Source organism: Rhizobium sp. BT03 (assembly GCF_030053155.1).
Taxonomy (GTDB): Bacteria; Pseudomonadota; Alphaproteobacteria; order Rhizobiales; family Rhizobiaceae; genus Rhizobium.
In genome coordinates this window covers 111,871-138,229 of record NZ_CP125643.1, presented here as the reverse complement: position 1 = coordinate 138,229, position 26,359 = coordinate 111,871, and the positions used below count along the sequence as shown (strand labels likewise).

The 26,359-nt window shown below is 60.7% G+C and carries 17 protein-coding genes and 7 pseudogenes; 14 read left to right on the top strand and 10 right to left on the bottom strand.

The window, feature by feature from the left end:
- Positions 1-3: 3 nt before the first annotated feature.
- The 4 genes and pseudogenes from nifH to QMO80_RS27965 form a co-directional block, all read right to left on the bottom strand.
- On the bottom strand, positions 4-897 hold the full coding sequence (gene nifH, locus QMO80_RS27980) for a nitrogenase iron protein (protein ID WP_004675840.1): 894 nt from the start codon (positions 895-897) through the stop codon (positions 4-6).
- Positions 898-1,783: 886 nt separating this feature from the next.
- The gene (locus tag QMO80_RS27975; protein ID WP_008536495.1) at positions 1,784-2,494 is read right to left on the bottom strand and encodes a nitrogen fixation protein NifQ; all 711 of its coding nucleotides are present in this window, start codon (positions 2,492-2,494) and stop codon (positions 1,784-1,786) included.
- 517 nt (positions 2,495-3,011) lie between these two features.
- Complete coding sequence (locus tag QMO80_RS27970; protein WP_011053448.1) at positions 3,012-3,608, bottom strand: hypothetical protein; 597 nt, start codon at positions 3,606-3,608, stop codon at positions 3,012-3,014.
- 1,264 nt (positions 3,609-4,872) lie between these two features.
- Positions 4,873-6,063, bottom strand: a pseudogene (locus QMO80_RS27965) (IS3 family transposase).
- Between the two features lie 1,227 nt (positions 6,064-7,290).
- On the opposite strand from QMO80_RS27965, the pseudogene QMO80_RS27960 reads away from it, so the two are divergent.
- The 8 genes and pseudogenes from QMO80_RS27960 to fni all read left to right on the top strand — a co-directional run.
- Positions 7,291-7,467 (top strand): annotated as a pseudogene (locus QMO80_RS27960) (cytochrome); the annotation flags it as partial.
- Positions 7,468-7,535: 68 nt separating this feature from the next.
- Positions 7,536-8,816 carry a cytochrome P450 gene (locus QMO80_RS27955; protein ID WP_011053445.1) on the top strand — a complete coding sequence of 427 codons (1,281 nt, stop codon included), beginning with the start codon at positions 7,536-7,538 and terminating at the stop codon, positions 8,814-8,816.
- A gap of 5 nt (positions 8,817-8,821) precedes the next feature.
- Positions 8,822-10,423, top strand: coding sequence for a cytochrome P450 (locus QMO80_RS27950; protein WP_011053444.1), 1,602 nt, complete (start codon positions 8,822-8,824; stop codon positions 10,421-10,423).
- Positions 10,410-11,252, top strand: a complete 843-nt coding sequence (locus QMO80_RS27945) for an SDR family oxidoreductase (RefSeq protein WP_011053443.1) — start codon at positions 10,410-10,412, stop codon at positions 11,250-11,252. Before QMO80_RS27950 ends, QMO80_RS27945 begins: the two co-directional genes overlap by 14 nt.
- On the top strand, positions 11,252-12,595 hold the full coding sequence (locus QMO80_RS27940) for a cytochrome P450 (protein ID WP_011053442.1): 1,344 nt from the start codon (positions 11,252-11,254) through the stop codon (positions 12,593-12,595). The genes QMO80_RS27945 and QMO80_RS27940 overlap by 1 nt, the downstream gene beginning before the upstream one ends.
- A gap of 775 nt (positions 12,596-13,370) precedes the next feature.
- Entirely contained in the window at positions 13,371-14,924 is a 1,554-nt protein-coding gene (locus QMO80_RS27935) for a hypothetical protein (RefSeq protein ID WP_012489559.1), read from the top strand.
- Complete coding sequence (locus QMO80_RS27930; protein WP_008536520.1) at positions 14,921-15,823, top strand: hypothetical protein; 903 nt, start codon at positions 14,921-14,923, stop codon at positions 15,821-15,823. Before QMO80_RS27935 ends, QMO80_RS27930 begins: the two co-directional genes overlap by 4 nt.
- Positions 15,810-16,976, top strand: coding sequence for a type 2 isopentenyl-diphosphate Delta-isomerase (gene fni / locus QMO80_RS27925; protein ID WP_016737499.1), 1,167 nt, complete (start codon positions 15,810-15,812; stop codon positions 16,974-16,976). The genes QMO80_RS27930 and fni overlap by 14 nt, the downstream gene beginning before the upstream one ends.
- Positions 16,977-17,164: 188 nt before the next feature.
- Here the strand turns inward: fni and QMO80_RS27920 are convergent, their stop codons facing one another.
- Positions 17,165-18,094: a polyprenyl synthetase family protein gene (locus QMO80_RS27920; RefSeq protein WP_008536525.1), complete on the bottom strand. Its 930-nt coding sequence runs from the start codon at positions 18,092-18,094 to the stop codon at positions 17,165-17,167.
- Positions 18,095-18,345: 251 nt separating this feature from the next.
- Here QMO80_RS27920 and QMO80_RS27915 point away from each other — a divergent pair.
- Positions 18,346-18,555 (top strand): annotated as a pseudogene (locus QMO80_RS27915) (IS6 family transposase); the annotation flags it as partial.
- Between the two features lie 603 nt (positions 18,556-19,158).
- Here QMO80_RS27915 and QMO80_RS27910 read toward each other — a convergent pair.
- Positions 19,159-19,275, bottom strand: coding sequence for a transposase (locus tag QMO80_RS27910; protein WP_008536526.1), 117 nt, complete (start codon positions 19,273-19,275; stop codon positions 19,159-19,161).
- Positions 19,276-19,307: 32 nt separating this feature from the next.
- Positions 19,308-19,598, bottom strand: coding sequence for a hypothetical protein (locus QMO80_RS27905; RefSeq protein ID WP_008536527.1), 291 nt, complete (start codon positions 19,596-19,598; stop codon positions 19,308-19,310).
- Here QMO80_RS27905 and QMO80_RS27900 point away from each other — a divergent pair.
- From QMO80_RS27900 to QMO80_RS27890, 3 genes and pseudogenes are all read left to right on the top strand, one after another.
- A pseudogene (locus QMO80_RS27900) lies at positions 19,549-19,755 on the top strand (transposase); the annotation flags it as partial. The gene QMO80_RS27905 and the pseudogene QMO80_RS27900 overlap by 50 nt on opposite strands.
- 218 nt (positions 19,756-19,973) lie before the next feature.
- Positions 19,974-20,324: an IS66 family insertion sequence element accessory protein TnpB gene (gene tnpB / locus QMO80_RS27895; RefSeq protein ID WP_016737501.1), complete on the top strand. Its 351-nt coding sequence runs from the start codon at positions 19,974-19,976 to the stop codon at positions 20,322-20,324.
- Between the two features lie 59 nt (positions 20,325-20,383).
- A protein-coding gene (locus tag QMO80_RS27890) for an IS66 family transposase (protein WP_237350495.1) occupies positions 20,384-22,074 on the top strand; the annotation gives its coding sequence in 2 pieces (ribosomal slippage) (positions 20,384-20,936 and positions 20,936-22,074; 1,692 coding nt in all).
- Positions 22,075-22,797: 723 nt separating this feature from the next.
- Here QMO80_RS27890 and QMO80_RS27885 read toward each other — a convergent pair.
- Together QMO80_RS27885 and QMO80_RS27880 are read right to left on the bottom strand one after the other, a co-directional pair.
- Positions 22,798-23,895: pseudogene (locus tag QMO80_RS27885) on the bottom strand (recombinase family protein); the annotation flags it as partial.
- Positions 23,892-24,299: a hypothetical protein gene (locus QMO80_RS27880; RefSeq protein WP_012489556.1), complete on the bottom strand. Its 408-nt coding sequence runs from the start codon at positions 24,297-24,299 to the stop codon at positions 23,892-23,894. The pseudogene QMO80_RS27885 and the gene QMO80_RS27880, both read right to left, overlap by 4 nt.
- On the opposite strand from QMO80_RS27880, the pseudogene QMO80_RS27875 reads away from it, so the two are divergent.
- Positions 24,275-24,502: pseudogene (locus tag QMO80_RS27875) on the top strand (transposase domain-containing protein); the annotation flags it as partial. The gene QMO80_RS27880 and the pseudogene QMO80_RS27875 overlap by 25 nt on opposite strands.
- Positions 24,502-24,802: pseudogene (locus QMO80_RS27870) on the top strand (hypothetical protein). The pseudogenes QMO80_RS27875 and QMO80_RS27870, both read left to right, overlap by 1 nt.
- Here the strand turns inward: QMO80_RS27870 and QMO80_RS27865 are convergent.
- Positions 24,777-24,968 carry a hypothetical protein gene (locus tag QMO80_RS27865; protein ID WP_170965075.1) on the bottom strand — a complete coding sequence of 64 codons (192 nt, stop codon included), beginning with the start codon at positions 24,966-24,968 and terminating at the stop codon, positions 24,777-24,779. The pseudogene QMO80_RS27870 and the gene QMO80_RS27865 sit on opposite strands and share 26 nt — an antisense overlap.
- Positions 24,969-26,359 lie beyond the last annotated feature (1,391 nt).

Here is a 26,359-nt window from a genome sequence, read left to right as displayed (position 1 = left end):
CAGTTATTGAGCCGCAACCACCGCTGACTCCTTGGCCTGTAGTTCGGCCAGCATCTGCTCGTCGCTCTTCATGATGCCGAAGTCGAGCAGCATGTCTTCGAGCTCTTCCATGGTAATCGGGGTCGGAATGGTCCCTTGGCCCGAATTGGCATGGATCTTCTCGGCTAGCGCCCGATATTCCCCGGCCTGCTTGGAGTCCGGCGCGTACTGGATCACCGTCATCTTCCTGAGCTCGGCGTGCTGGACGATGTTGTCACGCGGCACAAAGTGGATGAGCTTGGAATTGAGCCTGGCAGCCAGCGCCTCGGAGAGGTCGAGCTCGCGGTCCGTCTGGCGCTCGTTACAGATCAGGCCGCCGAGCCGCACGCCGCCGGAATGGGCATATTTCAGGATGCCCTTGGCGATGTTGTTGGCGGCATAGAGCGCCATCATCTCGCCGGACATCACGATGTAGATCTCCTGGGCCTTGTTCTCACGGATCGGCATCGCAAAGCCACCGCACACCACATCGCCGAGCACGTCATAGGAGACGTAGTCGACATCGTCATATGCACCGTTCTCTTCAAGGAAATTGATCGAGGTGATGACGCCGCGCCCGGCGCAGCCGACGCCCGGTTCCGGACCGCCGGACTCCACGCACTTGATGCCTTTGTAGCCGGCCTTGAGCACGTCCTCGAGCTCAAGGTCTTCCACCGAACCTTCCTGCGCTGCCAGATGCAGAACCGTGTCCTGTGCTTTGGCGTTCAGGATCAGCCGGGTGGAGTCGGCTTTCGGGTCGCATCCGACGATCAGGATCTTCTGCCCGAGGTCGACAAGCGCTGCGAGCGTATTTTGGGAGGTGGTGGACTTGCCGATCCCCCCTTTGCCGTAAAATGCGATTTGACGCAAATCTGACATATCGCCTTCCTTCTTTCGTTCCATCCATCGCTGAGTAAAAGGCAGGCAGCTCGCGCCGCCTCGCATGGCAATCTTCAAAACCCGTGCCATGTGGGCAGCAGCATATAAAACAGCTGTTTTGCTGATCTTCAGCTATTTAGTTCCGAACTTTCGAAGGCGGGATCGACAAACTCTTGTCTCGAAACCGCCAAACTGGACGAAGCGGCTGCGAGGTCTTGTCGGTTGGAAATCGCTTGCGTCAAAGATCAACAAATCTCGTCCGTATCCTTACATCTCAGGCGAGGGACAGAAGTAGTGTGGCAAGTCGTAGAGCCAAGCAGATCGGTACCGTCTTGACGGCCGATCGGCTTCGCACCACGCGTCGAATCAAGGCCGGATGATCAGCAGAACGCATATGAAGGCACAGTAGAGATTGTCGCTTACAACAAACTCGCTGTTATGCTGTCTCCATGAACAAATAGGGGGAATGCCGACAGCTTGGCAGCTGCAGTCTTGCAGGCCCGGATTGTTTCGCCATTGGCTGAGATTGACAACGGAGCCGGTTTCGATCGTCAGCGGGCCAGATTCTGAGGAAATGCTCGAAGGCTACAGCAAAGATCGTGAGCAAGCTATCAAGTTAAAGCGCTAGTCGCGGACGCTTTTTTCCGGCCATACGCTCAGCTCCGACAAATTGTGGATCGCGTAGTCGAATACGGCGAAGAGCTTAAGGCAATTTTAGTAGGTGCTATCAGAATTGACCGATGATCATTATCCGACGACGACATCACCGCTCATCTTTAGGAAAGTGGCATTTGCGCGTGCCCGCACAGTCGTAATATCGGGAGCAATAATCCCCCGTATCGGTTCAACGTCGCCGGACAAGCCCGCCAAGTTGCATCTGTGGCCTTCACGTTTTCAAGATCTCGCGCCCGACGAACTCTGCCGCTCCAGAAAGACTTCCGCTTTCCTCAGGGAGAAAGCATTCATTAAAATCGCCGCATTCCTTGCAGCTGGGAGCGCTACAAAGGGAAAAGCCTTCAGCTTCGCAAATCTTGCGGTAAAAATACTTCTTCCACCTCATGTTGTTGGTGTTGCCTGCCACCAGCGCCGGAAAATGCGCGAACAGCAATCTCCTAAGTTCGGCTTTGTCAAGCAAGCCGAGATCCCGCCAGAGGTGGTCTTCGCGCATGGAACGTCGCGCAATGATCTTAGCAAAACGCACGCCCTCAGGGTCGCCTGGCCGCACATGCCCTAGGAGCATATCGCGCAACAGTTGCTCCTCCGCATCAGGCACGCAATCACTCGCCTCTTGCAGGGCAAAAGCGCGGATAAGCCTTGCCGGGAAACTGCGGGCTGGTATATCCCGCAGCTCCCTAAGCGAAAGGCCGGTTGCCTCGGTCGCGGTGGCAATCCCCATCTCAATTTCTTCAAGTGCGCGCGAAAAAACGCGGAAGAGCACATAGTCATCAAAATATAACTTGAGACCCATCTGGCATGGTCGGCTGAAATAGCGTGTTTGGCAATCGTCGCAGTGGTCGACGGCTATGCCGGTTTGACGTGCGGCGTCCGCAGCTGGCACCGCCACCGTCGAGACCCCGATGTGATGCACATTTGGCATGCGCTTCGTCGCTTTCTCCAATAATCGAATTCAGTTGGCTGCTTTGATCCCCGCAAGGCGAGCATTCAAAGGTTGTGCCAGCTTGAGCAAGTGACAGTTGAAGCCGGCTTTTCAATCACTCGATCGCCCGTGCAGCGGGGAGGCGATCCCGCCTCCCAGTTATCGCCAAACGGACAAACGCAGGCTTTCAATCTGCGGCGCCGATCGAGCAGTCTGAGTGTAGCAATCTGAGGGAAGATCAAAGATCAATTGCTGCGCAACGACGTGTTAGCCGCCGATAGAGTTATCATATGTCTCTTCGATAGTCCTCAGAGTAGTTGGAGACCGGCACTGAACGTCTTCCGACCTTCAGTGTTGACCTTTGTCCAGTTGAACGGGAGGCCTTCGGCAACGTAGTAAACGCCGCTTTGAGGCGTCAGCTTTCCGTTTCTCGAGCCCATGTCGCCACGCTCGCGGACTCTCAGCGAATCGGCGCGATAGAGTTCATTCTCCTGGATCCTATCATTCGTCATTGCGCTCATAGGAGCACCGGGGAGCGGCGATCAATACGCACTTGCAGGCCTTCCAGTGCGCCCGCAACGATGAGGCCCTTGTTCGCCACTCGGTCCATCGGAACAAACACAGGATCAAGCACCGGCCGGCAACATTCAAAACGTCGCGCGGCTTCCGTCATCGTTATTGACGGCGAACGATAAGGTTTACTACCATCGCCTCCCAAAAGCGCTATCTGCCCGGCAAGAGGGATCGGGTACCCGTCAAAGATCGTAAAGGCGGTTAACCCAACTCGCAAAGCTTCTTCGCCAACAAATAGCGAGTGCATGTCGTCGAAGCGGATCATCTGAATAAGATCACTGCCAATTAAACCGGCGATCGATGCAATGCTGTTGCGATCAGGGAGCTCAGCGGCGCGAAAGATCGCACTTTCTGGCTCCAACAGATACACAAAATTTTCCATATCCTTGCCTTCTAAATTCTTGAAAAGAGCTCGTGCCCAGCTGCTTTTGACGGGAGCGAAAGCGACTCGTGCATCAACTTGGGATAGCGACAACGCGCGGCAATATGCAGATTTCAGCGTGCTGTGTAAATGGTCCTGCGCCAATTCGGTTCGGTTCAATTCAAGCCAGGCTCCGGACGCGTCGCTCCGATGTCGCCCAGCCAGTTGATTCTATTGAGATATTTTAATGGGCGTGTTTTTATTCCGGCCAGCCCCCATACCAACTCCGGGCCAAACATGAACGCGACGATGTTAGACCATACCGGCAGCCGCGAGTCGACTAAGCGGGTTCAGCAATCGAACGCGGCGGCCATCGGCGTCGCCGCACGTATGGCTCGAATTTGTCCCAAATTTGCGGAACGGGATCCCGACCTTGGGCAAACTATGCAAACGGGTGCGTGTTCCAAGTTTGACGAGATCTGTACGTTGTACGAATACCCGGCAGAATTAGAAATCATTTCCCATGCTGCAGACGCGAGAGCCTGAACTCGAAGCTAACGAGTGGAGCTTCTATCAAGGCACCCCTTACGACGTATAAAGCAGAAAGAAAATTTGCAATCGGCGAGTCCATCCGAGCATCACGACATTTGGCTAGCGCAACCGGGGCAACAGCCGCGCTCACTGTTGGCTGACTTAAAGTGTGCTGAAAGCCGCGGTCGCGAGTTCGCGCTCGGTCCCCAGGCGTTTTCGGTGCCGCGTTTTTAGCGTTATTCAAAACGCGGATGATGGCATCCAATCAATCTATTTTGCCTGATTAGCGACCTTGGTGCATGACCAAGGTGTCTCACCAAACAAGCCGATCGCGACCTCAGCGGAGAACGTACAAAAATGCAATAGATAGGAAGCGGCAGATTTTATTGCGTATCCCGGAGAGATACTGGCGCCGCCTTGTTGCTCGCTATGGCGGCGGCCTTCGGAGTCTGGCGAACAGGATTTGCCGAGTCGGAAGCCGCGAAAGAAGAAGTCGTCACTTTGGCGTATTCGCGCTGACCCAACTTTTGGCAACCTATGGCACTCACGGCGAAGTCATGCACGTTCATAGCGTGGACGAATCGGGCGAAACGTCAGCGTCGACGCAGTTCAAGTATTGGACGAACGAACGGGAGCAAGGCCTTGTCCTTTAGAACTTTTTTTTGCATCCTGCTACTGGTCACGTGCACCAGCGCTGTTTCGGCCTACGCCGCGTCGCTTTCCATCTTCAAAGCGTTCGCCGTAACACTAGCGGCTTCGGTTTTCCTTCAGGTCGTTTATTTCTTGAGCCTGCTATTTATGTCCTTCCGGCCCACGCGCGAGAGCGACAGGTCGATACATTCAGGAACTCGGCAGGCAAACCAGCCACAAAAACATGATCGCGATGAAACTGAGCTGACCTGCCACTGAATTTTCATCCGGCGGCGATTAGAGCCTCGGCGGTTTTGAATACGCCAAGTGGCGCGGTGTGAGCAACCGGCGGAAACGCGAAGCCTTCATCTTGCGCAGCGTTGGAGCCGGTTGCGGCGATGGTCCCGGCATAATCTGCCGGGGTCTGATATCCGAGCGATTAGTGCGGCCGGAAATTATTGTGATCGTCCGCCCATTCGGCAATGGCGCTTCGGGCATGATTGAGGCCAAAGAACAGGCTTTCGTTGAGCAGTTCGTCGCGCATCCGACCATTGAAGCTCTCGGCATAGCCGTTCTGCATCGGCTTTCCCGGCGCGATGTAGTGCCAGTCGACTTTGTGATCCTTCGACCACGCGAGGATCGCATTCGAGGTGAGTTCAGTGCCGTTGTCGGAGACGATCATCCCCGGCTTGCCGCGTCGTTCGATCAGCGTCGTCAGTTCTCTGGCGACACGGCGGCCGGAGATCGACGTGTCCGGGATCGCCGCCAGGCATTCGCGCGTTACGTCATCGACGATGTTGAGCACGCGAAACCTCCTTCCGCAAGCGAACTGGTCGTGCACGAAGTCTAGCGACCATCGGGCATTGGCCTTAGCTTCGACCAGAAATCGGAGCACGCGTGCGGACAGCACGGCGTCTGGCTTTGCGCTTGCGGACAGAGAGACCCTCCTCCCGATAAAGGCGATAGATGCGATTGACCCCGGACGGTTCTCCCTCCCGCCGAAGCAGGACGAACAGTCGCCGGTAGCCGAAACGCCGCCGCTCATTGGCGAGGTCGCGCAGCTTCGCTCGCAACTCGGTTTCCGGCGGTCGGTTCGACTGATAGCGGATCGTCTTGCGGTCGGCGGATATGATCTGGCAGGCCCGCCGTTCCGAAAGACCCATGACGGTCTTCAGATGCGTGACGGCGTCACGCTTCGCGACAGGCCCTACCATTTTTTTGAAAGAAGCTCGCGGAGTGCTGCTGCGTCCAACATCTGCTCGGCCAGCAGCTTCTTCAGTCTCGCGTTCTCGTCTTCAAGCGCCTTCAGCCGCTTGGCCTCGGAGACTTCCATGCCGCCGTATTTGGCTTTCCAATTATAAAATGTTGCTTCTGAAATTCCGTGCTTGCGGCAGAGGTCGGCCACCTTCGCGCCAGCCTCCTGCTCCTTCAGCACCGCAATAATCTGCTCTTCGGTAAATCTCTGCTTCTTCATTCATCCGTCCTTTAATGGGCCGGACTCTAATCCATTCTGGAGGAAATTCGCAGGGGCAGGTCAGAGCAGTCCAACGTCCCCCAGCTTGACCTAAGGCGTAAACGGCGCACCCCTTAGTTAGCGGTGTAGGTATTGACCCAATTCATCAGGCTAAAGCTCAATTCGATGTCATGGAACTACTCAACAACCTCCAGCAACCGAGGACCGCTTTCTTCACCACGGTGCGGCGGTCCATGAGATGCTGCATTGGTCTCCCGATTGCTTCATCTTCGGCAGGAGGCTTCTGGATTGGGCATCGTCTGGTTTAGAAAGCACCTCCGACTCAGGCGACTGTTGCCGACCGCCGCTCCTGATTAGATGACATGTTTCCGGAAGAGAACATGCTTCGAAATTTGAGCGTTTCCCGTTGCCTTTTCTACCTACGCCGATCGAGAAGCTCGACCGTCTCGGTAAGCGCGGGGGTGGAAACATTAAGAACAACGTCAACGAGATGACTACAAGCTCAGAACTTGCATTTGGCGGAAATAAGCTCCGCAAACTTTACTACCGGAGGGTCGAGGCGGGTCCAGTCTGATTTGCCCAGAGCCGGCGCTTTTAACGCGGCGGCCTCGGCGCAGTCGACGACGTTCCCGCCCATCGGACGAAAACTGGCGGGGCAACTTCGACGTCGAAGATGGCGCGGATTGTTGCACGAAAGCCCGCCGCGAGGGCATCCCATGCAGGTCGCCGACTATCGGACGCAGACCGGCTTAGAGCAGTCTTTTGTCAGACATGTACTCCGCGGTTGTCGGCATTGAGACTGAATGGCGGGAGCTTGACACTACGCGCTGCTACGAAATGCCTGCTGAACCCACGAATTCACTTCGGCACGCGATTTGCTCTGGTCACGGTATGTCGCCAATCGCAGCGCGATGGTCTTCGGGCGGCGCATCGCTGTTCGCGTCTCGTGAGTTCCGATGGTTTGCTGGGCAATGATAGTGGCTCGGTTGTGTGTGCCGGGAAAATGTGAGGAGTGTTAGATGCGATCTAGAGTTCTTCGTTTGCGACCCACAACAATCGCCCACGTCGCGAGCGGTACAGCCAAAGCGGCAGACCTTGAGCCAGGCGGGAAGCCGGGGGTGTGGGACTGGACTGGAAGTTCTGTTTGCGGACGGGTCGGTGGGCGGGTGCGGTCGAACCTGCTGCGCCAATTCCTACGGTCGGCCGACCTATGGCGATACCGACATGTTCGATTTCAACCGGCTGCAAAACCCGCACCTGCCGCTCGGCCAGGGGCCGCATCTGTGCCTGGGCGCTGCGCTGGCGCGCCTGGAATTGGGAAGTGTCTTCCCCCCGCCGTTCGTGCGGCCGGAGGATCTGGCGCTGGCAATCGCCGCAGAGGGCGTGGTCTACACGTTGCCTTAACTCATTTGCTGCCCGCAGTCTGCCCATCATCTTCCGCCCCTTCCGGGCTTAAAGAGTGAAGCGTCACCATGTCCGAACAATCCTTGCCGACGCTGCCGATGTGGCGGGTCGATCACATCGAGCCCTCGCCCGAGATGTTAGCGCTACGCGCCAAAGGTCCGATCCACCGCGTGCGCCTTCCGTCCGGGCACGAATGCTGGTGGGTGACAGGCTATGACGAGGCCAAGGCGGTTCTGTCTGACGCGGCATTCCTGCCCGCGGGAATGCCTCCGGCGGATTTCACCCCCGATTCGGTCATTCTCGGTTCGCCGGGATGGCTGGTCTCGCACGAAGGGGACGAGCATGCTCGGTTACGCACGATCGTGGCGCCGGCCTTCAGCAACAGCAGGGTGAAGCTGCTTACGCAGCAGGTCGAGGCGATCACCGTGCAGTTGTTCGATACGCTGGCGGTTCAGCCCCAGCCCGCAGACTTGCGACGCCATCTCTCCTTTCCGCTTCCGGCCAAGGTAATCAGCGCGCTGATGGGCGTGCCCTTCGAGGAACACGCCTTTTTCGCAGGGCTCTCCGACGAGGTGATGACGCACCAGCATGAAAGCGGCCCGCGCAGCGCGTCCGGCCTGGCCTGGGAAGAGCTCCGCGCCTACATCCACGGCAAAATACGGGGCAAGCGACAGGATCCGGGCGATAACCTGCTGACGGATCTGCTAGCCGCGGTCGACCAGGGCAAAGCGACCGAGGAAGAGGCGATCGGCCTCGCGGCGGGCGTGCTGGTGGCGGGGCACGAGAGCACCGTCGCGCAGATCGAATTCGGCCTGCTGGCCATGTTTCGCCATCCGCAACAGCGCGAACGCCTGGTCCGCGATCCTTCCCTGGTTGACAAGGCGGTGGAAGAAATACTGCGCATGTATTCGCCTGGCGCGGGGTGGGACGGCATCATGCGCTATCCCCGGACCGACGTTACCATCGCGGGCGTGCATATACCCGCGGAGAGCAAAGTACTGGTCGGCCTGCCGGCGACCTCGTTTGATCCGTGCCATTTCAAAGACCCGGAAGTCTTCGACATCGGACGCGACGCAAATCCCCACCTGGCGTTCTCCTACGGGCAGCACAATTGCATCGGGGCGGCGCTGGCGAGGCTGGAACTGAAGGCCATATTCGGTTCGATCTTCCAGCGCTTTCCCGCGTTGCGCCTGGCCGTGGCGCCCGAAGAACTGAAGTTGCGCAAGGAGATCATCACCGGCGGGTTCGAGGAGATGCCGGTGCTCTGGTGCGGACGCCCCCCGGCATCGCAATCTTCTCATTTGGCGGCGCCTGGCGCGCACCGGTCAGATCAGCCACTCGACAGGTAATCAAGATGGACGTGCAAGACACCACGGCAGCATGCCACGACGCCTTCGCCGAGCTGGCGTCGCCAGCATGCATCCAAGACCCGTACCCGTTCATGCGGTGGTTGCGAGAGCACGATCCGGTGCACCGCGCGGCGTCGGGCCTCTTTCTGTTGAGCCGCCACGCCGACATCTACTGGGCGTTCAAGGCTACGGGCGATGCGTTTCGGGGGCCGGCGCCATCCGAACTGGCGCGCTATTTCCCGCGTGCGGCGAGCAGCCTGTCGCTCAATCTGCTGGCGTCTACGCTAGCCATGAAGGAACCACCGACGCATACGCGTCTGCGCCGGCTGATTTCGCGCGATTTCACCGTGGGCCAGATCGACAACCTGCGGCCGAGCATCGCGCGCATCGTCGCAGCTCGCCTGGATGGCATGGCGCCCGCACTGGAGCGAGGAGAGGCGGTGGACCTGCATCGGGAATTCGCACTGGCCTTGCCCATGCTTGTCTTCGCTGAATTGTTCGGCATGCCCCAAGACGACGTTTTCGAGCTCTCAGCGATCGTCAGCGCCATTCTAGAAGGCCTGAGCCCGCACGCCAGCGATCCACAGCTCGCCGCGGCGGACGTGGCCAGCGCCAGGGTGAAGGCCTATTTCGGCGACCTCATACTGCGCAAGCGCGCCGATCCCCGCCGCGACATCGTGTCGACACTGGTCGGCGCACACACCGACGACGCCGATACGCTCTCGGACGCGGAGTTGATCAGCATGCTGTGGGGCATGTTGCTGGGCGGCTTCGCCACCACTGCTGCGACTATCGACCATGCGGTGCTGGCGATGCTGGCCTACCCCGAGGAGCGGCACTGGCTGCAGGGAGACGCCGCAGGGGTGGAGGCATTTGTAGAAGAAGTACTGCGCTGCGAGGCGCCCGCCATGTTCAGCTCCATTCCGCGTATCGCCCAGCGCGACATCGAACTGCATGGCGTGGTGATCCCGAAGGACGCGGACGTGCGCGTGCTGATCGCGGCCGGCAATCGCGACCCGGACGCTTTCGCTGATCCCGACCGCTTCGATCCGGTGCGGTTCTACGGCACCAGGCCTGGCATGTCGAGCGACGGAAAGATTATGCTGAGCTTCGGCCACGGCATCCACTTCTGCCTAGGTGCTCAACTCGCCAGGGTGCAACTGGCCGAGAGCCTGCCGCAGATCCAGGCTCGCTTCCCCACGTTGGCCTTGGCCGAGCAGCCGACCCGGGAGCCCTCAGCGTTCCTTAGGACGTTCCGCGCGCTGCCGGTGCGGCTGCACGCGCAGGCGGCGGCTGAGGTTCGCGTCGTGGTCGACCAGGACCTGTGCGGAACCACTGGTCAGTGCGTGTTGACGCTGCCGGGCACCTTTCGTCAGCGCGAGCCGGACGGCGTGGCGGAAGTGTGCATGGCGACGGTCCCGCAGGCGCTGCACGCCGCCGTGCGCCTAGCAGCCAGCCAGTGCCCGGTCGCGGCCATTCGGGTGATCGAAAGCGAAGCCGGCGATGACCATTGCACCAACCCCGGCCCTACGCCCTCTCCGGCAGACGCTGAGCGACATGCAGCGAAAGACCTACGCAATCCAGGAGAACATGATGGAACGATTTAAAGGCAAGGTGGCCGTGGTGACCGGCGCCGGCGCCGGGATCGGCAAGGCATGCGCCCTCGCCATCGCGCGCGAGGGCGGCAGAGTGGTGGTGGCCGACATTGATGGCCCCGCTGCCATCGCCTGCACCGCACAGATCGCAGCCGAAGCGGGCCAAGCGCTGGCCGTGGCCATGGACATCGCAGATGCGCAGGCGGTGGCAGAGCTGTTCAAAACGGCGAAGCGGCGCTTCGGTGGGGTCGACGTGCTTGTGAACAATGCGAGCGCCATGCATTTGACTCCGCACGACCGCGCGATCCTCGACCTGGACGTGGCGGTCTGGGACCAGACCATGGCGACCAATTTGCGCGGCACGCTCCTTTGCTGCCGGCAGGCCATCCCACAAATGATCGGCCGTGGTGGTGGCGCGATCGTGAACATGTCATCGTGCCAAGGGCTCAGCGGCGACACCGCACTGACGTCATACGCCGCGTCGAAGGCCGCAATGAACATGCTGTCGGCCTCGCTTGCCACCCAATACGGACACGCGAAGATCCGCTGCAACGCGGTTGCGCCAGGTCTTGTCATGACCGAACGTCTCTTCGCCAAGCTGGACGAGTGCATGCAACGGCATCTACACCGGCACCAGCTCCTGCCGCACGTCGGCCGCCCCGAGGACGTAGCCGCGCTGGTCGCGTTCCTGCTCTCGGAGGAGGCTGCGTTCATCACCGGCCAGGTGGTGTGCATCGACGGCGGCATGTTGGCGCATGTTCCAACCTACGCCGACGGTGGCAGCAGCGCGGCTCGGCCGGCCGGTGACGCCGCCGAAGCAGCCGCAGCGTCGCATTGGTGATGGACATGCTGCTCAACCCGCTGAACCGCTGGCGCCGGCTACGGGACGACATCCCGGTCATGCCTGGCGCTTTCCCCCTGGTCGGGCATCTTCCCGCCATCGTCTGCGATCTGCCGCGCCTGCTGCGGCGCGCGGAAAGGACCCTAGGCAGCCACTTCTGGCTGGACTTCGGCCCGGCCGGACACCTGATGACATGCCTGGATCCAGATGCGCTCGCATTGCTCCGGCACAAGGAAGTGTCCTCGGCACTGATCGAAGAGATGGCGCCCGACATCCTTGGCGGAACGTTGGTCACTTTGGACGGTAGCGCGCACCGGCAGGCGCGCGATGGGATAAAAGCGGCGTTTCTGCCGAGGGGTCTGACCGAGGCCGGCATTGGCGAGCTGTTCGAACCAATTATTAGGGCTCAGGTCAAGGCGTGGCGCGACCGCGGTGAAGTCGCTATCCTGCCAGACACCCGCAACCTGATGCTCAAACTCACCTTCAGTCTCATGGGCATCCCCGCCCAAGACCTGTCGGAGTGGCATCGCAAGTATCGGCAACTGCTACAATTGATGGTCGCGCCCCCGATCGACCTGCCGGGGATGCCCTTGCGACGCGGCCGCGCCGCCCGCGATTGGATCGACGCGCAGTCGCGCCAGTTCATCCGGGACGCGCGCGCGCGCGCCGCGCGCACCGGGTTGATCAACGACATGGTGAGCGCCTTCGATTGCAGCGATGGCGCGCTCTCCGATGACGTCCTGGTCGCCAATATCCGCTTGCTGCTGCTTGCCGGCCACGAGACCTCCGCCTCGACGATAGCCTGGATGGTGATCGAGCTGGCGCAGCATCCAGAGCTGTGGGACGCCCTGGTCGAAGAGGCGCAACGCGTGGGCGCGGTGCCGACCGGGCACGAGGACCTGGCGCAATGTCCGGTCGCAGAGGCGCTGTTTCGGGAGACGCTACGAATGCATCCGGCTTCCTCGCTCGTACCGCGTCGCGCGATGCAGGAATTACAACTCGGCCAGCGGCGCATTCCTTCGGGCACTCATTTGTGCATCCCACTACTGCATTTCTCGACCTCGCCGCTGCTGCACGAAGCGCCCGATCAGTTCCGTCTGGGGCGGTGGCTGCAACGCACGGAGCCGATCCGGCCGGTGGACATGCTGCAGTTCGGTGCCGGCCCACACGTCTGCATGGGCTATCACCTTGTATGGCTGGAGCTGGTGCAGTTCAGCATCGCCTTGGCATTGACCATGCAGGAGGCCGGGGTGCGGCCGCGATTGATGAGCGGCGTCGAAAAAGGCCGGCGCTATTACCCGACCGCACATCCGTCCATGACAGTCCGCATCGGATTCTCATGAGCTGGGATCCTCTGCCCCGTGTCAAGAGGCAGCGGCGACGACGATGGGCGGCATTGCTGCACTCGGCGCGCGCGCGCGCGGTGCGACGCCGGCAGCACCGCGGCGGCTCGCCGCTCGCCGCGGCATTCTCTGTCAGGTAGAAGGAGATGAACAACATGCAGAAGGGTTCCACGCTAAACGACGACCGAACTGGCGTTTCCCCGTTCGGCGGATCGGGCGCGCAGGCGTGCGGCGGATTGCCGGTGCGCGCGTCCATAGGCATTGGCGCGCTATGCGCCGTCGCGGAGGATGCCGCGCTTTACTCTGTACCGCGCACTGGATCGCTATCGCGCCTGTTTCGGCCTTGTATTGTAGGTGGTCGAGGATGACACGCCAGCGGATGACGCGACGCTGGGCAAGCCCCCGGCAAGCATGCGGCGGAGAAGAAAGCAACCGGCGTGCCGATCACGAAGCTGCATGCAGCGCCCCAGTCAGTGCCGGGCCTATGGCCAGAGGCCGAGGAAGCCATCACCTCGCTGCGCCCGCGTGCGGAGCGGTTGGCGCAGGCCGTGCAGCGGGCCAAAAGGGTATCTGTTCAAGCACGCGCCGTGCGCATTGGCGCCGGTCCGCACGGAGGCGCCGCCGTACCGCTGCGATCGGCCGGCGGCACCGCTAGATGCTACATTGTGTTCGATTCCACGGCGCAGATCGGAGCGGTTGCCCACCGCGGACCGCCGCCAGCATAGGTGCGCTTCGCCGCGCTTCTCGTCAACTGCCTGCAGAGGGAACATCCCGCATGAGTGCGCTGTCCGAACAGATCCTTTCTGAATTGCGCCACTTGCTGAACGAGACGCGCGATGGCGGCAGCGTGAGTCCGTCCGTTTACGACACGGCGCGCGTTTTGCAGTTCAGCGGCAACGTCACCGGTCGGCAGAACGGATACGCGTGGCTCATGGCGCAGCAACAGGCCGATGGCGGGTGGGGAAGTGCTGACTTCCCACTGTTCCGCCATGTACCCACGTGGGCGGCGTTGCTTGCATTGCGGCGTGCCGATCCTCTTCCCGGCGCTGCGGACGCAGTTCAGGCTGCAACGCGGTTCCTCGAGCGCCAGCCGGATCCCTACGCGGATGCGGTGCCGGAAGACGCGCCGGTAGGCGCGGAGCTGATCCTGCCGCAGATCTCCGGCGAGGCCACATCCTTGGTGGGCGACGTGGTGTTTCCGCGCTACCCGGCGCTGTTGCCGTTGCGGCAAGCGTGCCTGGTTAAGTTGGGGACGGTGGGACCGCTGCCGAGCGGCCATCCGTTGTTGCACTCCTGGGAAGCCTGGGGGACGTCGCCGACCACGGCATGCCTGGACGACGACGGCAGCATCGGCATCAGCCCGGCGGCAACCGCCGCGTGGCGTGCGCACGCCCTCACACAGGCGAGCGCGCCACAGGTCGAGCGTGCCGACAGGTATCTTCAGGCCGCATCGCGCGCGGCGCGCAGCGGCATCGAAGGTGTCGTTCCCAGCGTCTGGCCGATCAACGTGTTCGAGCCATGCTGGTCGCTGTACACTCTGCATCTGGCCGGGTTGTTTTCGCATCCCGCGCTCGCCGAGGCGGTGCGCGTGATCGTCGCGCAGCTCGATGCCTGTCTGGGCGTGCGCGGTCTGGGTCCGGCCTTGCACTTCGCGGCCGATGCGGACGACACTGCTGTTGCGTTGTGCATCCTGCACCTAGCAGGACGCAACCCGGCTGCCAACGCGTTGCGCCACTTCGAAATCGGCGGGCTGTTCGTTACCTTCCCCGGCGAGCGCAATGCCTCGGTGTCGACCAACATCCACGCCCTGCATGCGTTCAGACTGTTGGGAAAGCCCACCGCCGGTACCAGCGCTTACCTTGAGGCCAATCGCAACGCGGACGGTCTATGGGACAATGACAAATGGCATGTTTCGTGGCTGTATCCCACCGCGCATGCAATCGCTGCGCTCGCGCAAGGCGCGCCCCAGTGGCGCGACGAGCGCGCGCTGGCGGCGCTGTTGCAGGCGCAGCGCGACGACGGCGGCTGGGGCGCGGGTCGCGCGTCAACATTTGAGGAAACCGCCTATGCGCTGTTCGCGTTGCACGTGATGGATGGGCGCGAAGAGCCGACAGGGCGCGCCCGCATCGCGCTGGCGGTCGCGCGCGCGCTGGAGTGGATGCTCGCTCGCCATGAGGCGCATGAATTGCCGCAGACGCCGCTGTGGATCGGCAAGGAATTGTATTGCCCGACCCGGGTCGTGCGCGTGATCGAACTCGCCGGCTTGTGGCTGGCTCTTCGTTGGGGGCGGCGCATCCCGACCGAGGGAGCAGGAGGAATGGCGCAATGATCCCGACGGAAAGCGCGCTGCAGCAAGTACTGGAGTGGGGGCGTTCCCTGACCGGATTCGCCGACGAGCATGCCGTAGAAGCAGTTAGGGGCGGACAGTACATCCTGCAGTGTATCCAACCGAGCTTGCACGATATCAGCGCCCGCACCGGCCGAGATCCGCAGGACGAAAAGCTGATCGTGGCGTTTTATCGCGAGTTGGCGCTACTGTTTTGGCTCGACGATTGCAACGACCTTGGCCTGATCGCGCCGGAGCAGCTGGCCGCGGTGGAGCAGGCGCTGGGGCAGGGCGTGCCATGCGCGGTCCCCGGTTTCGAGGGCTGCGCTGTGCTGCGCGCTTCCCTGGCCGCGCTCGCCTACGATAGGCGCGACTATACTGAGCTTCTAAACGATACCCGGTGCTACTGCGCGGCGCTGCGCGCCGGACCCGCGCAGGCGGCGGGGGCTGAACGCTGGTCGTACGCCGAATACTTGCACAATTCCATCGATTCGATCGCCTACGCGAACGTGTTCTGTTGCCTGTCGTTGCTATGGGGGCTGGACATGGCGACCCTGCGCGCGCGTCCGGCGTTTCGCCAGGTGCTGCGGCTCATCTCCACGATAGGGCGCCTGCAGAACGATCTGCATGGATGCGCCAAGGATAGGGCGGCGGGAGAAGCCGACAACGCTGCCATCCTGCTCCTGCAGCGTTATCCGGCTATGCCTGTGGAGGATTTCCTCAACGACGAGCTGGTCGGCCATGCGCGCATGCTGCACCGAGTGATGGTGAAAGAACGCTTTCCTGCACCATGGGGACCGTTAATCGAGGCCATGGCGGTCATTCGCGCGAAGTACTACCAGACCTCGATCAGCCGCTACGGCAACGATGCGGCGGGGGGAGGCCAGCGTGCGCCGGCGTGAACGCGCGGGAGGCGGCGGCGTGCGCGCGGCGCCCTCGGTCCGATCCGACGCAACGCCAACGCCCAATACGGCGGATCGAGCGAGCGGGTGCGACGACGCCCTGACCCGGCGCAAGGACGACCATCTGGACCTCGTGCTGGATCGGCGAACGGCGCCAGCCACGGTCGCTGCCGGCTGGGAGCAAATCCGGTTCGAACACTGCGCACTGCCCGAGCTGGACCTGACGCAGATCGAACTGCGCACATCGCTGTTAGGCAAGCCCATACGTGCGCCGCTGCTGATCAGTTCCATGACCGGCGGAATGCCACGCGCAAAGGCCATCAATCGGCACCTGAGCGAGGCGGCGCAAGCCTTGGGGATCGCCATGTGCGTCGGTTCGCAGCGCGTGAGCCTCCAATCGCGCAATTCCCAGGGGCTGACGCGCGCCCTACGCCGCCTGGCGCCTGACATTCCCTTGCTGGCCAATATCGGCGCTGCGCAACTGCGCGAGGCCGACGGCCTTGATCTGGCGCGCCGGGCTGTCGATGCGCTGGAGGCTGATGGGCTGATCGTCCATCTCAATCCGCTGCAGGAAGTGCTACAGCCGGATGGCGACCGCGACTGGCACGGCGTACTGGCGCAGGTGGCTCGCGCCGCGCGTAGCGTGGGCGTGCCGATCGTGGCCAAAGAAGTCGGGTGGGGCCTGTCCGCCTCGGTGGCCTGCGCGCTCGTCGAGGCGGGTGTTGAGGTGATTGATGTCGCCGGAGCCGGCGGCACCAGTTGGGCCGCGGTGGAGGGCGAGCGCGCCCGCGATGCCGCCGGCCGTGCAGTGGCGATGGCGTTTGCCGATTGGGGGATCCCGACACCGGCCAGCTTGCAGGCGGTCCGTCGGGCACTGCCAACGGTGAAGCTTATCGCGTCCGGCGGGATCCGCGACGGCGTCGACGTGGCCAAGGCCATTCGCCTGGGTGCGGACATTGCCGGGCAGGCAGCCGGCGTGCTGCCGGCGGCTACGGTATCGACCGAAGCGGTCGTTGCGCATTTCGAGGTCGTCATCCGCCAGTTGGCCGTCGCCTGCTTTTGCACCGGCTCACCTGATCTGGCGACGTTGCGCCAGGCGCGCTTGTTGCCCTCCGCGCACTTGTTGCCCTCCGCGCATCCGCCAGTCGGATGATGCCGGCGTCGCCCGCTCTGTCGGCCGGCCCTCCAAGCTGGTTGCAAAAACCGTTAACGCTAAAGCTAGACCTCTAATCCACCTTGGCCCAGCGGTTCGATGCAGGGAACGAAATGTTCATGAAGCAGCTGTTGACGATGAAGCGGTAATGATGCCGCCGGCTAGGTTATGCGTACCGTAACTCGGGCTTACAAAGGCGCGCAATCCAGCGCCGTTTGTTGAATCAGACCGGCTTTTCCCGGTCCAGCCACGCCTTTGCAAAGTGCATGATTAAGCCAGTCAACGAAGGACCGTTTTTGAGGGCTGGCAGGAATGGTGTCACCTATCTGTTCGAGATACGCATAAAATCTGGCGGCTGCGCTGTCCAATCCTTGGCCGCGAACGATACTGGGTCGATTCAGCTGCGTGTCCACGGCAGGCAATTTGCCAAGCACTTCTGCGCGGCCGACTGTATCTGCGATGTCGTCGGCGATCTGATACGCGTGCCCGAGCAATTCCCCCACCTTAGACCATGGGGCCGGATCTGCACCACTTGCCAGGGCACCGCAAGTGGCCGCCGCGACAAAGAGGGAGCCGGTCTTGTAATGGTGATAGCGGTCGATTGGGACGTGCGTCATTGCCTCCATCGACTGTCCGGCGATCAGTCCGTGACTGGGGCCGACCGCCTCCGCAACCACCTCGATCATGCGCGCGCCCAACTCAGGTGTTAGCGCAGCCTGCAAGCTGAGGTATTTGAAAGCCATCACAATCAAGGCATCGCCGGTCAAAACGGCGATAGGCTCTCCGAAAAGCCGGTGCACCGTTGGTCTGCCGCGGCGTAGCGCCGCGTTATCGAAGCAAGGCAAGTCGTCATGCACCAACGAGGCACAGTGCAGCAATTCAATTGCTGCCGCGGCTCTTGTCGCCAGCTCAGGATCTTTTTCGCCGCACACATAGGAGACTTTCAAGCAGAGCTTGGGGCGCATCCGGGAGCCCCCTGGAAACACTGCCGCGTCCAGCGCTCCACGCAGGTGAGCCGGCGCAGCCGGACTTAGAGCAGTATCCATGGCAGCTCGCAGCGCTTGCTCGATGAGCTTGTCGCTATCGCCAACCACGTCGGCTTGGTGATTCGAAATCATATCGCATCTCCACTTTTGAGACGAAAACGAAAACGGGCCTAGTCCAACCGGTGCCAAACAAAAGGCCGATTTCGCTGTGTCTCTTCAGGTTCTAAGGCACCGTTAAGTTTAGCGGATTGCGGCGGCCAACATGCGGCACCGGCGTGACCAATGAAACCGTGTGCCAGTGGGAGCCTTAACTCGGCAAGGCGATCTCCCACTGGAATCCCTTGAAGCAGTCTCATTCGTGGCGACCTGACATCTGAACGTCGGTTACTTCGATCGCGCGCGAAGAACATTGGCTCCGGCGGCGCTGTCGGCCAGAATGGCATCGCTCTCAACGTCTTGGTCCAAAGCTGAAGAGGCTCCCGCGCTGAGCAGTGGCTGGTGACAAAGCTCTTTGGATCGGCTGCACGCCGCCGCGCGTGATGATCGCTGACGAGCTCCGTTCGTACGGTACGACATGGGCGAAGATGGGCCTTACATCTAAAGGTGTTGGTCATCGTCGATAGTAGCCACTGGAGCTTGGACCGGAACCATTGCTGGCAGAGATCTGGGCTCCTACAAGCAATTGGTGTGCCACCAGATCATTGTTAGTGAATGTTTCAATGGCGACAGAAGGCGTCTTCCGGTGCTCACCGTGTGTCGGGAGTCGCGGATTGTGCCACTCCGCCTAGTATTTGAACAGCGTCAACCTTGCGAGCGATCCGTCCGAAGGCCAACCCAGCATTGGAGTGATTTGGGTTGAGGTCACAATGCACGTCGGCGCTTGCATCATGCCAGCCTGTCAATGTGCGCGATCGCACACGACTGTCAGCTTTGCGTCAATTACGATCGAACCGATGCTTTTGACGTTTCACGAGGTTACGCTGCCGATAGACCCAGCGTGAGAAGACGACTGAGCCTTCCAGTTGTTCTTCGGCGCGATGTTGCCGAAGCCTTACACTCGACCGGCTTGGCGAGGATTTCAGCGCTGCCGTAGCCCTTGTCGGCCGGCAGGAAACCGCTTCGAAAAGTCGGTCCCCTACCGCCTTTTGCTAGCGGACTAAAAGGGCGGAGCAGGTGGATCTATACAGCGCTTTCTTTCAAAGCCCTGGTTGCGCCTTGTGTTCGTCAGCGATCAGGAGCGCCTTCGGCTCCACATGCTTGGCGACGGCCGCCCATGCATCCTTGCCGTTCTCGTCCAGGATCACCCGCGTCACCGTTCTGTTCGGTGCATGGCGGTTGGCCTCCCTCAGCGCCAGAACTCACATACGCTTGCCGTTCTGATTTTCCTTCTTGCGCCCGTCCTTGCGCTCTTCCTTCTTGTCACCTTGCGGAGGACGCCGCCCACATACTTGCCGTCGATCTGCACCGTACCGTGCAGCTTGATCGCATCACGGCGAAGGTCGGCTGCCTCCCGGAGCTTCTGCAGCAGGAAGTAGGCGGTCTTGTACGTACCCATCCGGCGAAGGCCGTCTGTCCTGACTTGCTGATTGGCTTTAAGTCCATGCCTTATGTCATGCGCTACAATCATTTCCCCCATTGAGGTCTTGTCCGTCGACGATCTTGGTCGCCGACGGGATTGGTCGGACGAAGAGAAGGTTCGGATCGTCGAGGAAAGTCTACAAGGCTTTCGGAAAGGCTCGGTGACGGCGCGGCGATATGGATTGTCACGGTCATTGTTGACCCGTTGGCGTCGGGAATACCGTAGTGGTCTTCTGAGCAGTTCCGCTACAACGGGCTTCGTGCCACTTACGATTTCGCCACCGGCGGCGGCATCTTGCGAGGTAGCCTCACGGCCGCGATTTGAAGACGACATGACGATCGAGATCGGCCTGCCGAATGGCCGACGGCTGACGATCCCAGCCTCGCTTGATCCGACCATTCTTGCCCGCCTGTTGCCCGTCGTGGATGGGTCATGATCGCGTTTCCCGCGGGGGTAAAGGTGTGGATCGCGGGCGGGGTGACGGACATGCGTTGCGGCATGAACAGCCTGGCGCTGAAGGTTCAGCAAGGTCTTGGCCGCGATCCTCATGGCGGCGAAGTCTTCTGCTTCCGGGGTCGCAAGGGTGACCTGATCAAGGTCCTCTGGCATGACGGCGTCGGCATGTCGCTTTACCTGAAGCGGCTGGAAGCTGGAAAGTTCATCTGGCCGGTCAGCCAGAATGGCTCCGCCGTGCCTGTATCGTCGGCGCAGCTCGGCTATCTCCTGGAAGGGATCGACTGGCGCAACCCGCGCTGGACGCAGCGGCCTTCGAAGGCAGGCTGACCGCCTGCATTCCTCTGTTTTTGTTGGGCTTTCGGCATGCGGCATGGTAGCTTTCGGCCATGGATGATGCTGCTTCGGAGATAGCCAGACTGCGCGCCGCGCTTGCGGCATCGGAAGCGCGTGCCGCCTCTGCCGAGGCCGACCTCGCACAGGTGCGCGCGGTCGTGACGACGTCTGAGGCGATGATCCGGCATCTCAAGCTCGAGATCGCCAAGATACGTCGCGAGCAGTACGGCCAGAGCTCGGAGCGCCGCGCCCGGCTGATCGAGCAAATGGAATTGCAGCTCGAAGAACTTGAAGCCGACGCCACCGAAGACGAGATCGCTGCGGAACGCGTGGCGACGAGAATCACAAATGTCTCCGCTTTCGAACGCCGCCGGCCGGCCCGCAAGCCGTTTCCCGAGCACCTGCCGCGCGAGCGCCTGGTCATCGATGCCCCGTCGACCTGCACCTGCTGCGGCTCGCACCGCATCGTGAAGATGGGCGAAGACATCACCGAGACGCTGGAGATCATTCCGCGCCAGTGGAAGGTGATCCAGACGGTGCGCGAGAAGTTCACCTGCCGGGACTGCGAGAAGATCAGCCAGCCACCGGCCCCTTTCCATGCGACACGCGGGGATGGGCAGGACCGCACCTGCTGGCGACGATCCTGTTCGAGAAGTTCGGCCAACATCAGCCATTGAACCGCCAGGCTGAGCGCTACGCCAGGGAAGGCGTCGCTCTCAGTCTCTCCACACTGGCCGATCAGGTCGGAGCCTGCACGACGGCCCTGCAGCCGATCCATGACCTGATCCGTGCCCATGTTCTGGCCGCCGAGCGGCTGCATGGTGACGACACCACCGTGCCGCTTCTGGCCAGGGGAGCAACAAAGCAGGCGAGGCTCTGGACTTACGTCCGCGATGACCGCCCTTTCGCGGGCGGCGCGCCTCCCGCCGCACTCTTCCACTTCTCTCCCGATCGCGAGAAGACCCACCCCAACACGCATCTCGCCGGATGGCACGGCACCCTGCAAGCCGATGCCTATGGCGGCTACAACGACCTCTATCGTGCCGACCGCCGCCCCGCGCTGGTGATCAGCGCACTTTGCTGGAGCCACGCGCGGCGCAAATTCTTCGAACTCGCTGACATCGCCGGCAACGTGCGCAAGGGCAAACCTGCCCACGAGATATCGCCCGTCGCGCTTGAGGCCGTTGCCCGCATCGACGCGCTCTTCGACATCGAGCGCGGCATAAACGGAATGCCTGCCGAGGATAGGCTCGCAGCGAGGCTGCAACATGCTCGCCCGCTCGTCGAAGAACTGCACGATTGGCTCATGGCCCAGCGCGGGCAAATGTCGAAGCACAACCCCGTCGCCGAGGCGATCAACTACATGTTCGAGAAGGAGGGTCGCTGGGAAGCCTTCGCCCGGTTCCTCGACGACGGCAGACTGTGTCTGACGAACAATGCCGCCGAACGAGCCCTGCGCGGCGTTGCCGTACCTGAGTCATTGTGCACTCCCTCTTTAAGTATCTGTAAACATTGGAAGCGTCTCGGTGTCAGCAATGCGACACGGGCGGCCCTTTCGGGCTATCGCGGCTTGGACGGTTGCCGAAGTCAGATTGCTGGCCCGGATTTGATACGGCGCGCCGGGAACCACCTGCTCGGCAGACAACACGTTCGTCTTGATCAGGTGGCGTATTCGGTGGTTGGTCACGCCCAAAACCGCCGCCGCCTCTGTCATGGTCAGCCATTCGCCCTCTTTATCGGCTGATTTGTACGCGTGAATGGCCCGGACCCGCCTTACTGAAGCGACCCGGTGTGCAGTCCAGGTTTTTCCTTGCCCCGTGGGCATTCCCATTCGATTGAGCGACGCGGCGATATGTTCATCGGACCAGCGTCCTGCCATGCTCCGCATCACTGCCAAAGCATCTTCCGTTGTGGCGCACCCGTGTTCAACCGTCTGGGGCTTGCGAACCTTGAGCTCCGAATGCTGACCGCCTTTCCAATGGATGGTCAGCACCACGTCGCGCACCTCATCATCGACATCGACAACAATGTCGGCGATCAATGTACGTAGCAGTTGCTGGCGCACGCGCATGGTGACATCCGGCGACTCCCAGGCCGCCTGCAGATTGTCGGCGAGGTTTGCGAAAGTGCCTGGGTCAACTTCGATGGTTGAAGGACTTTCGGTAGGCCTGCGCACTTCCAGATCACGGACGCGGCGTAGCGCCGTTTCCCAATTCTTCTCAAGCTGTGCAGCTATCAGGCGGTTGTCGGGATCGCATGCCGCATAGCGGCGCTCGGCGAGGCTAGCCTCGTAGCGGGCCTGTTGTAGCTCCAGATCGTGAATGTGGCGCTGGTCTTCCTGTCGCTCCCGGTGCATCCGCTCTGCTTTAAAAGTCGCCTCGATCGCTAATGGTTCTACCGCGCGCAACAACTCGCGCGCAACCGCCGCATCGACCTTCGAGCCGCCGAACGTCATGCAACGGGGCAAGCCCATCATCAGGTTCTGTTTATAGCAGCGATAGACAGGATTTTGTGGATTTCCCGTATAGGCAACACTCAGTCGCCGTCCAGACCGTCCGCAGGTCAGGAGACCTGATAATAATGCTTTGCCGCCGCGGCCCGATTTAGTCCCACCCGATCGGCCATAATTATTGAGGGCCAGTTGCTGTTGGTTACGCTCGTATTCGCCCCAACTAATGTAACCTTCGTGATGGTCCCGGATCATCACCTCCCAGGTACCGACGGGCTTGCCGTGCCCGTAACTGCGCCGAGCCCATCCATCGACGATGGCAGTCCGCTTCTCGCTCTTCCCATAGACGTAAACGCCGGCGTAGAAGGGGTTTTTGAGGATGCCGATCACATTGCGATAACGTACTGGCATCCATACGAAGTTGGTCATGCGCCCTTCATCCGACGGCCGAGGGAAGTGAATGTGATCTTTCGTCATCGACAGCAGCACCTGACGCGCGCTTCCAAGGTCGTGGAAGCGGGCGAAGATGGATCGAATTACCTCTTGCAGACGCAGATCAGGATCGAGCCCAAGCCCGGCCTCCCGATGCCAAATGTAGCCGAACGGAACAGAAAGTCGCAGTTCGCCACGGCGCGCCTTCGACCTGGCGGCATCGAGCATCCGGGCTCTCAGCACGCCCAGTTCGAACTCGCTGATACTGCCCTTCATTCCCAGCAGCAGCCGATCGTTGGGTCGACATGGATTGTAGACGCCGTCATGGTCAATGACGCGGGCTTCGACCAGGCCGCACAGTTCGAGCAGGTGATGCCAGTCCCGACCGTTGCGCGCAAGCCGTGAAGCATCGAAGCAGAAAACGGCACCAACTTTGCCGGCGCACAGTAGGGCGACGAGACGATCGAAGCCCGGACGGGCGACGGTTCCGCTGGCAGAGCGCCCGAGGTCGTCGTCGATCACCTCGACGTGGCTGAAGCCGTGGTGTCGCGCAATGTCAACAAGATCATACTGCCGTCGCTGGCTTTCCAGATTGGTTATAACCTGCGACTGAGTGGATTGCCGCACATAAACGACGGCCTTGCGCGCGAGCAGCGCTGTCGGAATCAAATCAGTGATGGTCATCGTTGAGCTCCTCGAATATCAGGTCGAGCTGCCGGCCCGACGCCGGCACCAGCGTATTGCGAGATCTCATCATGGTCCTCCTGAGTGATTCTACGTCCACTTCGGAAGGGTGCCGCTTTGCTGCCGCCAGAGACCAGCCTGTTCAATTCGATTAGCGTCGCAAGATCGACGCGTGGCGTTCCCATGGTCATGCCGCGGCAGACCACGGGATCGATCATCCACCCTGAGATCGCGATGACGACACCTGTCGGCCCCAGAACCTTCAAAAACCGGCCTGTCGCTCGTTCTTCGACGCGACGAATGGAAACCTTCTGGCCAAAATATGGATGCCAGCAATAGTGAACCTCGACTTCATCGCCGACATGGGCAGAATGAACAGGGCATTGCTCTCGGAAGAAAGGCATGGCTATTCGCCGGTTCCCAGCGCGGAGGCGAGCGTGCTGCCTTCATGTATTCCCTAATCGTCACGGCAAAGACGAACGATATCGATCCGCAGGCCTGGTTGGCGGACGTGCTCGCCCGCATGCCTGGCATTCCCGTATCACGGCTGCCGGAACTGCTGCCGTGGAACTGGCCCGCCGGAAGCGCCCGGCAGATGGCGGCCTGATGGCGCGCCCGACGCATGTCTACACGATCAACTACGTCGCCACGCTGATTGGCGAGAACCTCGAACTCATCCAGGAGGTCGCCAGCAACTCCGACAACATCGACTATGGTGAGATGATCCATGCCCATGACGGCAGCGAAGAGGGCATCACGACCTTCACCGACCGGGGCATCGAAAGCTTGAAGGAGTTCCTCGCCGATATCCGCACCTGGGAAGGAGGTGTTCGGCAGTTCCTTGTCGACGAGCAATGCGATCGCGACAAGATTCGAACGCATCATGGCAGACGAGCCGAAATCATAAGTGCCGCGGCCTTCGCCGGATGGATACTCTTGTACTGGACGTTGACCTTGCGGCTCAGATGGAGCGCCGCCATGCCCTTGGCGGCCGTGATTCCTCCCAGATTGCCATGATGATCTTCTTGAATGAAAGCTTGCGGTCGGCGAAAACCGAAAATTCGGCGCGGCATTCCGGCTCCGAGCATCAGAACGACGACGCCGTACGGCGCCAGGCAGCCACAGCGAGGGCAATATGGCTTCCCGACGTTCTTGGGCCAACGGAAGTCGACGAACAGGCCGTAGGTGTCGTCCTCGGCTGCCCGAAGCCTCTCTCGGGTCAGGCCAGGCGCACTGGTCGTATTTCGAACCTCCGGTCTCCTGCGGAGAAAGCGTCGTAGGAATTCGGTCTCAGGATGGAATTCGCTCCTGCAGCATGTTCAGGCTTCCGGTCCATACGCGAGACATAAGCAGACAACTCCGTCGTAAGGACGGAAGCGAAAGGTCAGTGCTCTATTCGTATCGATTTGAACATGAAAGGACCCTTACCAGGAGAACGAAACCACGTTCAGGGGTTAGCACTTTCGTAAGGTTGTCAAACCCGTGCCCTTATATCGGGAGAAAATTCAATGTCTCAGAGCCAGACTACCCAGCGCAATCTATAATCCAGTTCAGTGAATGGGTCCAGATCGTGAGAGCTGTCTTCGGGTGACCGCGCCTCATGACGACTATTAACGACTCGTTCCCAACAATCGAACATCCGCAAGGTAGATTCACGTTCGAGCATCTTGTGCCTACCTCTGTATGCCTTACTGGGCAGGTAACATTGCCGTTTCAGGCCCTGTCCTGACCTCTGGCCTTAATGATCTTGTTGTTTATTACCTTTTCCCGAGCAGATCAGACGAACACAACGTAGAACTGGTGGTAAAAAGCGCTGATCAGAAAGAAATTAATTTCAGCCGCATCAAGCGAAGGTGTAACGTCTGCCAACTCGTAAAAAAGGCTCATTTCCAGCAAATAAGGGTGCCCTAGAAACAAAAAAGGCCCCCTAAAGGAGCCTTCCCATGGCGTTTCCGCCGAACGCGTGTGCCCTACCGCGGTGTACCGACCTCTAAGGGTGCACCTGCAACAGCGACCTTTCGGAAGCCTCGTTGTCTGCTGCTCACAAAGATATAACCCTCACGGTCGACTATTTCAAGCCCTTTGTGTGGATGCGATAAGGTGGCGGCTTCGTTTAGCAAAGTTCACGTTTGTGGCACTTGCTCCATGATGCCGGAATTTTCAGAGAGCATCGAACCTACACGCTAGCGGGAGCGGTAACCGATATGGGTTCTTGGCTGAGTGATTTCCAGCACGGCGGAGCTTTCCCAGCTAGCCAAATGGGATATCGTGGGACGGGGAAATGGATCGGTTTTCGAGGATTATGTCTTATCGTCCTCAACGAAGACCGCTTAGAAGATGTTGAGCATTGAATGTGAATTTTCGCTCAAATTCGACGCAACCTAGATGTTTCAGTCGCGGGTGCGGCCATAGCCGACTCATCTTTCATGGAACTGGGCCACCGGTCTAGCGAGACTGTTTTGAA